This is a genomic window from Vallitalea okinawensis, from assembly GCF_002964605.1.
GTDB classification, from domain to species: Bacteria; Bacillota; Clostridia; order Lachnospirales; family PQDH01; genus Vallitalea_A; species Vallitalea_A okinawensis.
This window is the reverse complement of the sequence record NZ_PQDH01000031.1, coordinates 1-14,761: the sequence shown is the minus strand read 5'-3', so window position 1 is coordinate 14,761 and position 14,761 is coordinate 1. Positions and strand designations below refer to the sequence as shown.

18 protein-coding genes and 1 pseudogene are annotated in these 14,761 nt (G+C 30.1%); 2 read left to right on the top strand and 17 right to left on the bottom strand.

Going from position 1 to position 14,761, the window contains the following annotated elements:
• Positions 1–102: 102 nt before the first annotated feature.
• The 6 genes from C1Y58_RS25725 to C1Y58_RS25700 all read right to left on the bottom strand — a co-directional run bounded on the left by C1Y58_RS25725 (position 103) and on the right by C1Y58_RS25700 (position 5,746).
• Entirely contained in the window at positions 103–618 is a 516-nt protein-coding gene (locus C1Y58_RS25725) for a GNAT family N-acetyltransferase (protein ID WP_105620021.1), read from the bottom strand.
• Positions 619–797: 179 nt separating this feature from the next.
• The gene (locus C1Y58_RS26950; RefSeq protein WP_105620020.1) at positions 798–1,484 is read right to left on the bottom strand and encodes a contact-dependent growth inhibition system immunity protein; all 687 of its coding nucleotides are present in this window, start codon (positions 1,482–1,484) and stop codon (positions 798–800) included.
• A 229-nt stretch (positions 1,485–1,713) separates the two neighbouring features.
• Positions 1,714–2,238, bottom strand: coding sequence for a hypothetical protein (locus tag C1Y58_RS25715; RefSeq protein WP_157950291.1), 525 nt, complete (start codon positions 2,236–2,238; stop codon positions 1,714–1,716).
• A 304-nt stretch (positions 2,239–2,542) separates the two neighbouring features.
• On the bottom strand, positions 2,543–2,992 hold the full coding sequence (locus C1Y58_RS25710; RefSeq protein WP_105620018.1) for a hypothetical protein: 450 nt from the start codon (positions 2,990–2,992) through the stop codon (positions 2,543–2,545).
• Positions 2,993–3,262: 270 nt separating this feature from the next.
• Positions 3,263–3,733, bottom strand: coding sequence for an NUDIX domain-containing protein (locus tag C1Y58_RS25705; protein ID WP_105620017.1), 471 nt, complete (start codon positions 3,731–3,733; stop codon positions 3,263–3,265).
• A gap of 1,095 nt (positions 3,734–4,828) precedes the next feature.
• Positions 4,829–5,746 carry an AraC family transcriptional regulator gene (locus C1Y58_RS25700; RefSeq protein WP_105620016.1) on the bottom strand — a complete coding sequence of 306 codons (918 nt, stop codon included), beginning with the start codon at positions 5,744–5,746 and terminating at the stop codon, positions 4,829–4,831.
• A gap of 195 nt (positions 5,747–5,941) precedes the next feature.
• Here C1Y58_RS25700 and deoC point away from each other — a divergent pair, with 195 nt between their 5' ends.
• On the top strand, positions 5,942–6,583 hold the full coding sequence (deoC, locus tag C1Y58_RS25695) for a deoxyribose-phosphate aldolase (protein WP_105620015.1): 642 nt from the start codon (positions 5,942–5,944) through the stop codon (positions 6,581–6,583).
• A 448-nt stretch (positions 6,584–7,031) separates the two neighbouring features.
• On the opposite strand, the gene C1Y58_RS26650 is transcribed toward deoC, so the two are convergent.
• A complete protein-coding gene (locus C1Y58_RS26650) occupies positions 7,032–7,175 on the bottom strand; it encodes a hypothetical protein (protein WP_157950290.1) in 144 nt (47 codons plus the stop codon).
• A gap of 1,048 nt (positions 7,176–8,223) precedes the next feature.
• Between C1Y58_RS26650 and C1Y58_RS25690 the strand changes: the two genes are divergently transcribed.
• Positions 8,224–8,490 carry a hypothetical protein gene (locus C1Y58_RS25690; protein ID WP_105620014.1) on the top strand — a complete coding sequence of 89 codons (267 nt, stop codon included), beginning with the start codon at positions 8,224–8,226 and terminating at the stop codon, positions 8,488–8,490.
• A 243-nt stretch (positions 8,491–8,733) separates the two neighbouring features.
• Here C1Y58_RS25690 and C1Y58_RS25685 read toward each other — a convergent pair whose 3' ends face one another.
• From C1Y58_RS25685 to C1Y58_RS25640, 10 genes and pseudogenes are all read right to left on the bottom strand, one after another.
• On the bottom strand, positions 8,734–8,913 hold the full coding sequence (locus C1Y58_RS25685) for a hypothetical protein (RefSeq protein ID WP_105620013.1): 180 nt from the start codon (positions 8,911–8,913) through the stop codon (positions 8,734–8,736).
• A gap of 57 nt (positions 8,914–8,970) precedes the next feature.
• A complete protein-coding gene (locus tag C1Y58_RS25680; RefSeq protein WP_105620012.1) occupies positions 8,971–9,249 on the bottom strand; it encodes a polysaccharide deacetylase family protein in 279 nt (92 codons plus the stop codon).
• Between the two features lie 93 nt (positions 9,250–9,342).
• The gene (locus C1Y58_RS25675) at positions 9,343–9,570 is read right to left on the bottom strand and encodes a hypothetical protein (RefSeq protein WP_105620011.1); all 228 of its coding nucleotides are present in this window, start codon (positions 9,568–9,570) and stop codon (positions 9,343–9,345) included.
• 391 nt (positions 9,571–9,961) lie between these two features.
• The gene (locus tag C1Y58_RS25670) at positions 9,962–10,828 is read right to left on the bottom strand and encodes a copper amine oxidase N-terminal domain-containing protein (RefSeq protein WP_105620010.1); all 867 of its coding nucleotides are present in this window, start codon (positions 10,826–10,828) and stop codon (positions 9,962–9,964) included.
• 174 nt (positions 10,829–11,002) lie between these two features.
• Complete coding sequence (locus C1Y58_RS25665; protein ID WP_105620009.1) at positions 11,003–11,428, bottom strand: hypothetical protein; 426 nt, start codon at positions 11,426–11,428, stop codon at positions 11,003–11,005.
• Positions 11,429–11,532: 104 nt separating this feature from the next.
• Positions 11,533–11,847, bottom strand: a complete 315-nt coding sequence (locus C1Y58_RS25660) for a DUF2500 domain-containing protein (RefSeq protein WP_105620008.1) — start codon at positions 11,845–11,847, stop codon at positions 11,533–11,535.
• Between the two features lie 132 nt (positions 11,848–11,979).
• Entirely contained in the window at positions 11,980–12,735 is a 756-nt protein-coding gene (locus tag C1Y58_RS25655; protein WP_105620007.1) for a hypothetical protein, read from the bottom strand.
• 265 nt (positions 12,736–13,000) lie between these two features.
• Entirely contained in the window at positions 13,001–13,579 is a 579-nt protein-coding gene (locus tag C1Y58_RS25650) for a hypothetical protein (protein WP_105620006.1), read from the bottom strand.
• 148 nt (positions 13,580–13,727) lie between these two features.
• Complete coding sequence (locus C1Y58_RS25645; protein WP_105620005.1) at positions 13,728–14,453, bottom strand: hypothetical protein; 726 nt, start codon at positions 14,451–14,453, stop codon at positions 13,728–13,730.
• Positions 14,454–14,529: 76 nt separating this feature from the next.
• Positions 14,530–14,761, bottom strand: a pseudogene (locus tag C1Y58_RS25640) (phosphohydrolase); the annotation flags it as partial.

Genomic DNA, 14,761 nt, shown 5'->3' with positions numbered 1-14,761 from the left:
TCTATAAACAGTAGGCTAGCTTTGCTATGTTCATTTTGCTGATTTAAAAAATACTTGACTTCGCTTAGCTGGTTTAGATGATGTACTCACCAGAAGTTGCAACTAGCTAAAATCAGTTCTCAAATTATCCCAACAAAAAGCAATAGATTTCAATTTCTTTCCGCCTCTATCTATTATTCTCTCCTCGACTAACTTGCCACCTACATACTCATAAAAATACTTGGATTTATTCTCATGTAATGTCCACAATATTAATGAGTTAATTTCCTCATTCTTATATCTTTCAATCACTTTTTTCATAAGCTTCTTCCCAATCCCTCTACGTTGATAGTTATGAAGTATATATAAAGAATGTATCTCTCTTTCATAATGAGGATGTGTTCGATTACTACTTGCGCACAGAAAACCTACTATTTTATTATCACATACTACGACATATGCAAATTCATTTTGTGGGTCTTGAAAAAGTCTTTTTTCCCAGCTTTGACTCTTCTGTTCATATGATAGACTATCTAAATATAAATCGGGCATTATTCCTCTATATGTACTTCTGTTACTATCTACTTGTACTTTCGCAATATTTATGCAATCGTTTTTTCTTGCACTCCGAATTTGCATTTCGTATCTGTTTCTCCTTTCAACTAGGTGAGTATGTTATCTAACGTTCCGCATTCCCGACGTCTCTGAACCGGCCCCTCAGAGCCCTTCTTCCTGGCGGTACTCGCACCAGTGAAGAGATGTGCGTAGGATACGAAAATATATTGTTAGATGATGTAAACCACGGAAGATGCCGTTTACTACCGTTTGGGATCTAGAGTATTAATCAACTTACTTATTTGCTCATATTGTTCTGTTATTGTGTTATGTAGTCTTTCTTTTAACTCTTTATTATTTTTCCAATAATCTTCTGGTATATTTAGTACACTATTCAGTAAATCACCTGGATATAAATCTCCTTCCACTAAAATATTGGCCTCAATTTCCTCAATAGCCAATGGAACTAAATAATCTAGACCAATTTTTTGCCCAATCATGATTCTAAGTTCTTCAACCGTATAATCTAAAATAGGCTTAGTATTATACAAATTTGTACATTTTAAGGTCAAACTAGATTTAAATTTTGGGTTTTCTAAAACATTATTATATATACTTCTTAAAGATTTTGATTCATTATAATTTAAAGAAATACCTTCACAAGTAAAAGCAAGTGTATCTCCAGATATCATTTGAAGAAGCGTACTATATTTCCCACCTTTTTCTGTAATCCTTATTTCATCTATATAGTCTGAATCACCACATGGAGCCCTATGAGGTATTAATATATCTTGAACATTAGTAAGAATGATTTTACTTAATGTGGTAGTTATTGAGTCATTGATAAATGCTAAACATGATATATTGACAATTTTCTCATCCCAACTAATCTCTATACCTAATAATTTTGCATCATGTAAATTCCATTTGTTAAAATCTGTTCTATTCATAATATAACTCCTACATAAAAATAGTGGTTTATTTCATCTAACGTTCCGAATTTGCGACGTTACTCAACCTTAGAGCGAAGGTGCTCATGCCCTGTTAAGGGCTAATGTGCCGAGTGCTCCGACGGACTTAGGTTGAGGAATGTGTGAGGGGAATTCTCAAAAGTTTTTTGACCCGCCCGAGCCTTGTGCAAATTCTTTGTTAGGTAAAGTAGAATACGACAAATGCCAATTAATCATCTATATTTTTGCATATAAATTCTTTCTTCTCTTTATCGTATTTCCAAATATTATGGTGAAAGTTCATCATCGATTCATAGTGAATGATATAACTCTCTGGTATATATCCGAGTTTTTCACACATTAAATCTAATGAATATTCAAACGCAAATTTCCGACCGTCATATTCATTCTTACAATTCTCATTCCAACTTTGTTGCAAACTTTCTCTATTCTCAAGTTCAAATGAGAATCCTTTTCTTATGCTTCCATCAGATAATAATTTAATAAATGCATCATCTTTTTCTTTTGTAGGAAAACCATATCGCATAGAATAATGTCCTCTATCATTATCTTCGATAACATAATAGCCTATTTCATTACTATACTTTAGATATAAACCTTTAAGCCCCCAATTGTTAGTCAAACATTCTTTTAATAAACTTTTTAGTTCTGCAGCAATCTCTTCTTCTTCTGAAGACATTATGTGCTTATAATAGTTTATTCCATCATACATCACTGAATAAATATCACTCATAATTATATCCTTCCCCTCCCCTAGTACAGAGTATTCTATTTCACCTAACATTCCGGATTTGCGACATCCCTCAACCTTAGAGCGAAGGTGCTCATGCCCTGATAAGGGCTAATGTGCCAAGTGTCGCGACGCGCTTAGGTCGAGGAATGTGTGAGGGCGTGCCCCATTAGGCTTCATGACCCTGGTCCGATCCTTGTGCAATTGTTTTGTTAGGTGATGTAAAATTGCGGCCGAACTCCAAACCCATATATAAATAACAGTATGTCCCATATCAATATGATTAGCTGTAGATTTATCAGTCTATTCAATCATTTATATCTATTGGAGTAAAAACGTATAAAGGTACTTCCCATCCGTTTTCCACTGTCAATTTTATTTCTTTACCTAAAAAATTTGCCATACTCTCAAAGAACTCTACCATCAATCTAATACTCGAGACTTCATTAAATTCTCTTGGATCAATATCCATTTCAATTATCTCTATATCAAAGAAGTGACAATTAACTATTACATCTCCAAGCCTGATTTCCAGTAAAACTCTCATTTCTTTTTCTAGGCTTTTTACAATAATATCATATACCTCATTATTTAATTCAAGTACTTCACTTCCTATGTATACTTTTACTTCACATGTATATAAATTTAGAAATTCAAAGTAATTTAGCCAGTCATTTTTTTGAGCATTTTCTACTATGACATCCCTATAACTTCCATCTATAAACAGTACTTTTTTTCTAAAGTTTTCAAACTTCATAGAAGTCCCCCCATGCAATCCCCCTAATTTATAATAGCTATTTTATTTCACCTAACGGTGCGGGTTAGCGACGTTCCTCCACCTTAGATAGCTCCTATCTTAGGTGGAGGAATGTGTGAGGTCAACACCCCAGAGGCTTTATGACCCACGCCCGAGCTTTACGCTAACGTATTGTTATAAGATGTAATCTCACTCAGCTTCGAAGCTAATCCCAAATATTTTATTTTATTATTGATTACAGTGCTGAAGGTCATACTTCCTCATATTCGTTTAATGTATATCTTCCAGAAATTTTGTTGTGAAATCTTTTTTTCTAATGTCTTCAATAATAAAATCATTGATTTTAGGAACAAGATTAATATTTTTCAACTCATCAACTGAAATCCACTTACATCCTGTACTAATTGATTTATTTACAGGGTCAGAATCAATTACTCTATATACCATCTTTTCTTTAGATTCATCAACTTCACATCTAAATACATGGCTTACTCCTCCAAGTGGACCATATCTATATTCATCTCTTATAGGATTATATTCATATATGTATAGCATCTCCCTAACCAAAACACTTAGCCCACTTTCCTCAAGTACTTCCCTAGCTACAGCATCTCTCAAAGTTTCATCAACTTCAACACCACCCCCAGGAAGATTATAATATTCTCCATTATTAAATTCATTTAGTAATACATTATCATCCTTGATGACTATAGCTCTTGAACTTAGTCTATAATTGCTCATATTATTTCTCCATTTAAATCTCTAAATCATTACTTGCATACCATAATATATCATATTAGGAGTCCATTTTTACCTACCATCCCCCGATCAAATGATAATATCAATACATATAAATACTTTGAATATTTTTTTAAACCCAAAAAGGAATACCCGGAATGAGTGAGGTAATGTCTTTTAACTATAAGTATTACCGACGTCGGATATAAGCCTTAAAAGACGTCTTTGCGACATATGTAGGTAATACAACGATATACGTAAGTGAATTAAACTAAACTTTAGAACCGTCGCCTGCTGTTATAGAGTTTAATAACATAGACACAAATTATGATTATACATATTTGAGATATAATCTCTAAAGCTGGTATTATAAACCCTAATCCTAATCTCCACAACATATTAACCTCCTAAAATAAACTCACTAAATCACAGCCTAATATGTTAAATTATAGCATATAATATAACAAAATTAAATCATGCACATAAAAAAAGAACATCACCCAAATTTTATTGCACCAACAGGGTTGACTTTTTATTTAATAAGCTCGATACCGAATGTACGTTTGTTTGTAATTAATGTATGGACGGCGATTTTCGAAGGTAATACATAAACCAATTGACGTGATTACCTGGATAAAAGAAATGGAACAATGATACCTTTTAAGTTCAGGATAACTGACAATGAAGAAAGATACACTTATAATTTAAAAGTATTTCATTCTGAAAAAGACAACAACTATTATGGGAATAAGCTTATTACTTACACTTGCCAAACCGAAATTAATGGTCAAGTAAAGATCTGTGAAATTAGATATGATCGAAATGCGATGACGCGGACCTTATTTAAGATATAGGGTTCATTTTTATTCTACAAATTCTAAATGACCTAGCTGAATCCATAATTTAGATTGGTACATTGATGAAGGGACAGAAGAATTTACTCAAGTTATGACTGTAACTGATAAAAATAAAGAATACAATATTAACATATCCAATTATGAAGAAGCTGTAGGTGTAAAAGGAGTAGAGTCATAGAGCTGATATATTATTGGATATTGAGGTCATACTGTTTATATCATGGACTTAAATTTATGGGTTCTATATTGGATTTCCAGCATACTTACCAATGGACTTTATGTATGCTGTAGGTGTTACATTCATATGACGCTTAAAGTATTTAGTGAACTGGCTAGGGCTACTATAACCTACCTCATGAGCTATACGAGATATAGTATATTGATTAAGCTTCATTAATTCTAAGCTTTTGTGTATTCGATATTTAATTAAATACTCATAAGCAGTGGTATTCATAAGTTTTTTAAAAATGCGATTACATTCTGAGACACTGGTATAGCCGCCATTAGCAATGTCTTTTACTGAGATGGAGCTATCATAATTAAGTTGAATAAACTCCAGGTAGCGTTTTAACCTGTCACCTTGGACCTTTTGTATAGGCATAACGGACTTTGCATCAATGTCTATACTGCTAATAAAGGTAAACCATAAATCGTAAAGTGTGGCAAGTAATTTAAACTTATAAAAAGATTCATGGCTATCCTTAAAGGCAATAGCGCTTAATAGGTCTAATTTTTTAATAATTGCTTGCTCATCAGATGATTGTTCTATTAAGACCAAATCCATCATGGGATTTTCTGTGTATTTTTTTACATCTTCATACATGTCATTATTAAGGGCAGAGACAAGCAATAAATCTGGGAAAAGAAAAGCATGGCATACACAATTGTCATAAGTGTTTAAGACATGCAAAACATTCTTTGGTATAAAAGCACCTTCCCCTTCATTGACAATGATCTCAGACATTGTTGTTTGGATATGAAGTTTATTCTTCAGAACGATAATAAATTCTATCTCCTCATGTTTATGCAAAATTTGAAATACCTTTCTTTTGGGAACACAGGTATTATCTTTTATATCAAGAGCTAAAAAAGGGAGTTCTACAGAATGTTTGATACGTTCTCCAATCAAATAAGGTTGTTGAGATGAAATATAATCCATAAATCCTCCTAGTTGACGATATCGTTATAAAACATTTGTATTATTGGTTAAAAAGTCATATTATATACGCTTTCATTATGATATTATTATAGAGGTTCCTAGGAAGGCCTACAAGATATATTTGCTAGGGACCAGATTAAGAGTATTAAGTAACCAGAAAAATAGAGAAAAGTAATTTTTAAGAGAGGTGAAAGAATGAGTATAAATGATAGAATTGACCATACCATACTTAATGCAGATGCCACAAAAGATGAAATAATAGGGTACTGTGAAGATGCTAAAAAATATAGCTTTGCATCTGTTGTAGTAAATAGTGTTAACGTACCCATAATAGCCAAGGAACTTAGTGACAGTGACACAAATATCGTTGCTGTTGTAGGTTTTCCATTAGGTGCGATGTTGACAGAGGTTAAAGCATTTGAGGCGTCACAATGCGTAAAATACGGTGCCAAAGAAATTGACATGGTTATCAATATTGGTGCATTGAAGGATAAAGATTATAAAGTAGTGGAAGAAGATATCAGGGTCATCGTGGAAGCCTCGAAGCCAGCACTTGTAAAAGTTATTATCGAGACCAGTTTACTAACAGATGAGGAGAAGGTTAAAGCCTGTGAGTTATCAGTGAGTGGAGGAGCAGCATTTGTAAAAACATCATCAGGTTTTTCAACTCATGGTGCAACTGTTCAAGATATTAGATTAATGAAAGATACAGTTGGAAATTCAGCTTTCGTTAAAGCTAGTGGAGGTATCCGAACATATGAAGATGCTATGAGCATGATTGATGCAGGAGCCGATCGTATTGGTGTAGGTGACGGTAAGCTCTTGGTAAGAGAATAAATAAAAGGAATCTTCATTAACGAATATATGGATGGCTAAAATAATTGTAGAAAAAAGAGGCATGAATTTAAAATTCATACCTCTTTTTTTGTTGCTCCCCCTGCATGTGCGCAATCTTATGGGTGAAAGTCTCTAGTGCTTTTTGATAGTACCAAACACTAATATCCTATAATATAATTATTTAAAATTTAAAAATTCTAAGTTTAAAGAATATTCATTTAATAATTTAGCAATGGCTTATCTCTTCTTTTCTACTTTCCTAATCTCCTTTATTAAAATCCTTATAAAACATACTTGGTTGGTCCTTGCCCACCTCCCTATCATAGAACCAGTCTATAATGGAATCAACCATATCCATTGTCAAATCATACTCTTTTTCATTTTCATCAAGTATAATTTTATTATTAAAAGAGCTCTGCTATCTATATTACCTTCCTTAAACAGAACTTTAGTCTTCTTCATACCAATACGCTTTACAGTTATTGCAATCATAGTCAGTCCTTATTGTCCAAGGTTCGTCATCTGGTGAACAGTAATTTACTCTTACATCTTCTGATCCGCAATTATGGTAGATGGTTTTTTCCTCACTCATTCTTAACCCTCATTCTTCATTAGCACAATTTAGTTGCCATTATACATCATTAATGTTAAAGTGTTAAAGAGGTGATAATTGTATGAAAATTAGAACACAACGAAATATATTGATTTTTTCTAGCTTATGCTTTTTTATGGCTATGATTTTATGCTTTTTGATAAACTTTTACGTGTCCTTCTATCCCCTATACCTTATCCTTATCATATTAAATGGGATCACCAGCATGCTATTCTTAATCAATGCTTATAAGGCACATAAAGAATATAAAAAGACTTCTCGCTAACTTACGATTTAGTTAATATGTGATTAACCACTTCTCATTGTGCATCATATAATTCTTTGTATCTGTAACTTTTAAATACTGGCTCAAAATCAAACTCAGATTCAATTAATTTGATAGCATACTTTCTTTCAAATAGATTATTGATAACCACCATATACTTCTTCTCTAATACATCAATCATCCTAACTATTTTTGTATTTTGATACTTAAGTGTCAACCGTAAGTGAATTACTATTTTAAAGTGTTTTGTCAAGTGAACAAAAGTAAGATTTACTTTACTTGCTTAAATAATCTAATAATGATAGAATATTTTCAGGGTGATTATTTTGAAGAAAAGTAATAAAATTATCTTATTAATTATCATTTTATATTCAATTCTATTTCTAACTTATCACTACGACTCTTTTATATGGATTCTTTTAAGACTTAGTATAGGATTAGGAACAATTTTATACTTTAGTTTAAAAGAACTATTAGATTTTTGATATTTAAACTAACATTAAACTCTCTTTAGCTTTTCTCTTTTTGGCTATTTGATGCTAAACAAGGTACTGGACTTTTTTCCATAACATGCGTTTTTTAATCTCCTCTTTTATTGTTACATCATGACTCATATCAGAGTCGTTTAAATACTTTTCTGCTTGTTACTCTTTGTAACTTTAGTTTTTCTTGCCACGGATTCACTTCCCATAACTTAATAGTTAATTACTTTTTTCCTATTTCATGGTATAATTTAACTTATTATATAAGGAGAATAGATTTATGAAGAATTTTCTTAAAATACTATTTGCAATTAGTTATGTTTTTTTATTCTTCTTTTCTATGTACAAGCTTTATGGTGTGTATAGATATATATACTTAGCATTATCAATTCTTAGCTTTGCTTGTATGAATGAACTTGAAGAAAACAAAAAATACATATTCGTAATAATTGGAATATGGTATGCTGCTGCAGTAACTATCTTTCTGTTATCTGTATTTGGTATAGAAATAAATTTAGATATTCCGCTGCCAGATATACTTACCTAAACAATTATTTAGCTATCATTATCTATACTTTCTACGTAATACGTACTGTATGTTACAAAAGGGGTTAGGTCACTTACATTTGAAAAGTTTATGTAAAAAGGAGGGTTTGCATATGTTAAATTAACATTCTTAAACCTTTTCATTTGTTTACATCTCCTTGCATGTATGTTGTATTTTTTTAAGGGTTTTATAGACACTTTGTTGTACTTCTTTTTTTTATTTTTTTGATACCATAACACCATCTCAGAGTGTTTTTCTCATTTGTTCAAAGTAATTCATATTCTCGTGAACATCTTCTTCTTCATCACCTGATATAATTCCATCAGCAGTTATATCCATAAGTTTTTCCTTTGCATCTTCAATATTTCGTGTATCTCTATGTATCTGAACTGCTAACACTGAAATTTCTTTTTGATCTAACAAGCAGTATATTTACTTGTAAAAATCGAAAAAGACACCAACTAAATGTCGATGCCTTTCCTATTCATTCAACTCTACTTCATCACAATTTCTTTCCATGGGATTAATGAATCCGTTTTCTCTTTCCTTGGCTTCTTCTGTTTTACATTGTCGTCCTGTATGATCTATATAGTAGTCTTCTCTCATTACTAACTCCGATATAGGAACAAGTTCAAATCCCTTTTCTCTAAGTCCTTTAATAATTTCATCTAAAGCATCAGCTGTGTATTTAGCATTATTGTGAAACAATATAATAGATCCATTTCTTAACCTATCACTTTCTACGACTCGTTTGTACATATCCTCCTTACCGTATGCACGCCAATCTAAGCTGTCATCATCCGATACAAATGTAAAGGTAAAGGAAGAGAAAAACCTTTCTCTTCCTTACTTTCATACATTTATTAAATTAATAAAATACTCATTAATAAAAGAAATTAACTCTTCACTTTGTCCAGTTTCTTTAGCTTTATTAATCATTATTCTATGAGCTTTTTCAATATTATGTATGTCTTCACATAAAATACTTATTGTAAATTCCATAAATACTGATTTAAAATCATTTACTGATAAACTATCGTTTTCAAGTTCATCTATATTATTATGCAATATCTGTCTCAATATAACACCCCTAACGTTGCCAATAAATAAGAAACTATAAGGTCTAAGGTAAAAATTCCTATTTATATTGTAAACCTGCAGGGTAATGATGTCACTAATTTTATCGAACATTTGTTCGTTTTGATAAGATTGAATAAGTACTTTAAAATAATGGTAAATGATGTATAGACTTTTCCTTCAAAGATTATGAAACAGCGTTAGCATAGTAATTAAAAGATAGTTTATACACGTTAAGCATTTGTTGATAATACATTAGTTATTACCTTTTTAGATAATAATTATTACACCATATGCTTAAGTTAGCCTTGTTAATATACGATATTTTTAGAAAACAAATATTTAATAAAACATAGCCTACCACTATTTAATTGTTCTGCTAATTAGCATACTGCTAGAAACTTGAACGATCGTGATTCCATATCCATTCTCCAATTTCACTTCCATCAGAATGGATATCATAGTTAGTTAAATAGTGCATTGAAAAAATATTTGAGGAACCTGGTCTAACCCCTTCAAGAGTAAATCTAATTTCCAAATCAAGTTTTCTATTAGGGTACCTATTCTTTATATCTTCTCCTATTATTAATAAATGATTTTTCAAATCTAATTGTACTTGCTTAACGTGATTGAAAATTTCTTCGTTTGTTTTCACCGTTACTTCATCTGGTAAACTAGCACTTAAGTGAATGGCATAATCTGTTTCTTCAAATATGTAGAAATTTAAATCAACTGTTCCCTGACTTGTTTCAACATTGGAATAGTTTTCAGTTAAATATTTCTGTAACACACTGTTATAGCTTATTCTGATGGTATTGTCATAGTAGTATGATATCTCTTCGCCAAAAGATTCAAAAACAATGTATATAGGTAAGTATGTTTTTCCATCTTTGACAACTGCTTTGGCATAGTTTTGGATTTTAGCATCGTTCTTATAAATATAGTTCTCATTGATAGGCACCTCCACAACGACACCGTCTTTTTTTGCTATTGCAATTTTATTTACATCATCCCAAGTAACTTCAGCTCCATACTTCTCTAAAGTAGCTCTAAAAGGAACCATAATTTTTCTAATTTCATCTATAAGGGGATATCCTGTTTGATCTGTATATTTTTTATCTATAAATGGATATCCTGTTTCATCTGTATATTTAATAGATTCTCCATCGATGATTACACCAATATTCTCTTGGGCTGATACAGTAGAAATAGTAAAAATAAAAATGGCGATAGCAATAATAGACTTAAATCTTATACTCATAACGAATCTCCTTTATTAAATATAATTTATATATAAAGTAATAAATTACATTATAGTGAATCGAATTTTCCAAATATATTTATTTAGAATTTGCATTTAATTGTTATGTAATATTATATCTAATATGACTATATCGTTAAAATATAATTTAATCTATAATCAATGAATCAAGCTTTATATAAACTTTATAATCATCACAGCTATAATCAATAGAAAGGATGTAGTTATCATTATATAAACTCTTTTCTTATATATCTCATAATTAATAATAATAGTTCCTTCATCAACATTATTCAAATTGAAGAACTTTGATTTTAAAAATAAAGAATATCTTTGATTACTCATTCCAATAAAGTAATTTGCTCTTTGAAATTCTTTAAATTCATCAAAATGATTTTCTTGGACATACTTTTTTATGATATATCCAACTTTATAAGAAGATAAAAACACATAAATTGTTAAAATTACTGCTATTAATATCAGAAGTGTATAATTAATCACTATAATAGGGATAGTTATAACAATTATAGCAGATAACAGTTTATTAATATTTCTATTAACTGTAGTTAGGTTCTGATTAACTTTTTTAAGTTCTTCCACCCTTTGCCTCCTTAAAAAAAGTTCAACTACTTTATTATCAATACAGAATATACTGATATATGCTAGTAGACTAAATTGAGCTTTAAAGTAGTGCATATGTATTATTAATTGTTGTCTTCATCGAGTATAAATGCATAATATCTGTCGTGCTGGTACGTTAACTTTCCTCGTTGGAACTTATTAAGTCTTTTGTATTCAAGATCATTAACCTGTAATTCAATTTTTGCACCATTCCCATATCTAAATATAATGAAATATGAGAATGATGTAATACCAGCTCTATTTCTGTTTGGCTTAGTAGTCATGTCAACAATTTTAGCATTAACTGTTTTAATAGGCTTATGATTAATATAAATATGCCTTAACCAAAAGGTTAGTCCTATAATCCCCATGATAATTATAAGAATTAAATCTTCCAAAGTAGCCCCTCCTTAAATTAAACTTTAGTGAATTTTATTGAATAACATTTGAGAATAGTGGCGTTTCACCTTCCTTAGAAGGAGACCTATGCCCTTACCCTAATTAATTAATATTTCTATACGATGTTCAATCTAACCCTCAACTTCTTTTTCTCTTAACTCTCTATAAATTGTTAAACCAATAATTATTGATAAAACAGTAGCTAAATTTGCTATAATAGTTAAAGCAATTCTAATTACTAAGTACATGTTCCTATATGTTATAATTAAATTACTTATTGCTGATAAGGAAAAAACAAATAAGTGTAATAATATTATTATACATGCAAATTTTATATTTACCCACTTATCTAATTTATATAATTCTTTACTTCTTTTTATAAAGTTCGTCTTATTTTCAATACATAAAACAATATTAATAAATGGGAATTTAAGCTTGGTAAATATCAGTGATATGATCACTAGTGTAAAAAGGGCATATATCAAAATATCTACATTGCCTAATAAAATTGAGATAACTAAGATGGGGATCAATGGCACTATAATAATTCCTAAGAAAATTATTAAATATATTATGCTACCTTTTAAGTATCTAGGTAGTTTTAAAACAGAAATTTTTAAAACTCTCCAATTAGAAATTTTTGATTGATCCATAACATGATTTATTAATATCATCTGATAAATCATAACAAAATAAGACAGTATTGCATAAAATAAAAATTCCCTACCATCCATTATAAATTCATCAGCACCTTTAATATAATCATAAAATAGGCTACATGAACTAAAGATTATTGGTAAAGATAGACTTAAAACTATGGTACCACCTTTTTGCTTAAAAATAGTTTTTATTTGAGTAAATATTAAAACTAAACTTAACTCCTTCATTTCTTCCTCCATATTTCTACTAAACACGATTTGGTTGCTTATAACCTCTTAATGAGCAATATTTGATAACCTAAATTGCTATAAATAAGTCTTTTCTAAATCAATAAACCATATATAAAGTCTTTTGGTAAATCCATTAATGCTTATCTGCTAAGCTAAACTTAAATGAATTATTTATTAATTTGCCGATTTAGGCTTTGCGACCTTACCCGAACCTTGTGCAAAACTACTGTTAGAAGATGTACTATAATAACTCTCTAAAAGGTTACATATTAATAATCCAATTTACGAAATCTCTTATAGCATCATTGGGATTTACTCTTAGGTTTTGTTCCGCAATTTCATCGTAATATTCTAGCTCATGAACAATTAAAGGTATTTCTTTACTAAACTTATTTAAGATAACCTTCTCTTTATGGAGTCTTTGAACAGTGGTCAAAACAATTTTTACAAAATTACTTTTGATTTCTTCACCTAACTCACATGTTCGGTCAAATTCTTTTTCTTCTTCCTCATCGGTAAAATACAATCCCAATTCTCTAATCCAGTGATCTACTTTCTCCGCACCATTATTCTCAAAATAAGAATCACCGATAACTAATTCTCTGTTTTGCAACCAAAATGCATAGTTCCATTTAGCTTCATCAAGGTCAGAGGCATCCGATTGCTGCTTGTTTACATTTTCCCAAGTATTATATCCTAACGTGACACTAGGAAGCCTATAGTCATCATTTTTATTCTCAATATAAAATGAAATGGCGTATATTTCTTCTATTAGCCTACTATCCCAGGACTCTATTTTATTCCTCATACTTTCATATAAATACTCTTCAAAATTTATCATTTCAAACCTCCAAATTTTTCTACCTAATAGGAATACCTTGTAAAGATGATAACATGTATGCTATAAGTATTGTCGACATCAGATATAAGCCATTAGAAGACGTTTGCTGCTTATGTCGGATATAAACGTAGGTTATTTAAACTAAACTTTAATCAAATCCTGCATAGAAATATAATAAAAATTCTTGATAACCTTTTGTTTTACCATCTAAAGCACGGATTTTATCTATAGTAAATTCATCCTTTTTTATAGTGACCTGGTTTTTTATAGCTATTTCATGAACTGCCATTAACTCTTCTTTTTTTTGAGAGCTAATTATATTAGTGAATTCAAGTTCCTTATTGCTGTTATTAAGTAGTATTTTATAACGGAAAAGAAGATCTTTTTTTTCTCCTACAACTTTTGTTTCAATGTTAATCTCTTTAATTTCATTCCATGTACTAAATTGCTCGTTGAAAAATATTCTTTCTCCTACCCCTTCATCATTAACGTATATGTAGTTAAAACTTAATATAATATATAAAATAAGAAAGAAGATAGCTAAAGCTATAAGTTTTTTATTATCTAAATCAATATTATAAGGTAAATTTTTCAATATATATTTATAGAGTTCTATAAAATATTTTTCTAAGAATGACTCAAACAAAGCCACTAAAAGTATCATAAATGCAAAGAAGAATAAAATCATTTTTAAAGGTCCGATAAAATCAGAATTATAAACAAAGATTGGATCTGATTCTATTATTATTTTTTGTAAAGAATATGATAAATGTGGTGAACATATAGTTAAAGTAGTAAGTATAAACAAAATAAAAAGTATAGAAACATCATAAAAAAATTTTTGCTTTCTTATATTACTTGATTGTGTCAACATTATTGCTCCTCCTATATCTGATTTTAAACACTACAAATATTGAAGCCATCGTTACTAAACTAAACTTTAGTTAGTATCATTTAAATGTATTCTCTTTTACCTGTGGTAAAATATCATATATTGAGCATCCTATCATCTTTTCAAAATAGTCCTTAAGGTCAAAAGTAGCTTCCCACTTCCTTTGCATATAATCATTAACTCCATGTCTTAGCACTACATCTACCATCCTTTTTTCCATTAAGCAGTATCCACTAGGTAATGCAAGCGCATCACATAATTGAATTAATCTATCATAATCATTGTACTCA

What these genes read in the sequence shown, in the direction of transcription:
- C1Y58_RS25725 (WP_105620021.1), bottom strand. Translation starts at nt 618, where the DNA reads ATGCAAATTCGGAGTGCAAGAAAAAACGATTGCATAAATATTGCGAAA.
- C1Y58_RS26950 (WP_105620020.1), bottom strand. Translation starts at nt 1,484, where the DNA reads ATGAATAGAACAGATTTTAACAAATGGAATTTACATGATGCAAAATTA.
- C1Y58_RS25715 (WP_157950291.1), bottom strand. Translation starts at nt 2,238, where the DNA reads ATGAGTGATATTTATTCAGTGATGTATGATGGAATAAACTATTATAAG.
- C1Y58_RS25710 (WP_105620018.1), bottom strand. Translation starts at nt 2,992, where the DNA reads ATGAAGTTTGAAAACTTTAGAAAAAAAGTACTGTTTATAGATGGAAGT.
- C1Y58_RS25705 (WP_105620017.1), bottom strand. Translation starts at nt 3,733, where the DNA reads ATGAGCAATTATAGACTAAGTTCAAGAGCTATAGTCATCAAGGATGAT.
- C1Y58_RS25700 (WP_105620016.1), bottom strand. Translation starts at nt 5,746, where the DNA reads ATGGATTATATTTCATCTCAACAACCTTATTTGATTGGAGAACGTATC.
- deoC (WP_105620015.1), top strand. Translation starts at nt 5,942, where the DNA reads ATGAGTATAAATGATAGAATTGACCATACCATACTTAATGCAGATGCC.
- C1Y58_RS26650 (WP_157950290.1), bottom strand. Translation starts at nt 7,175, where the DNA reads ATGAGTGAGGAAAAAACCATCTACCATAATTGCGGATCAGAAGATGTA.
- C1Y58_RS25690 (WP_105620014.1), top strand. Translation starts at nt 8,224, where the DNA reads ATGAAGAATTTTCTTAAAATACTATTTGCAATTAGTTATGTTTTTTTA.
- C1Y58_RS25680 (WP_105620012.1), bottom strand. Translation starts at nt 9,249, where the DNA reads ATGTACAAACGAGTCGTAGAAAGTGATAGGTTAAGAAATGGATCTATT.
- C1Y58_RS25670 (WP_105620010.1), bottom strand. Translation starts at nt 10,828, where the DNA reads ATGAGTATAAGATTTAAGTCTATTATTGCTATCGCCATTTTTATTTTT.
- C1Y58_RS25655 (WP_105620007.1), bottom strand. Translation starts at nt 12,735, where the DNA reads ATGAAGGAGTTAAGTTTAGTTTTAATATTTACTCAAATAAAAACTATT.
- C1Y58_RS25650 (WP_105620006.1), bottom strand. Translation starts at nt 13,579, where the DNA reads ATGATAAATTTTGAAGAGTATTTATATGAAAGTATGAGGAATAAAATA.
- C1Y58_RS25645 (WP_105620005.1), bottom strand. Translation starts at nt 14,453, where the DNA reads ATGTTGACACAATCAAGTAATATAAGAAAGCAAAAATTTTTTTATGAT.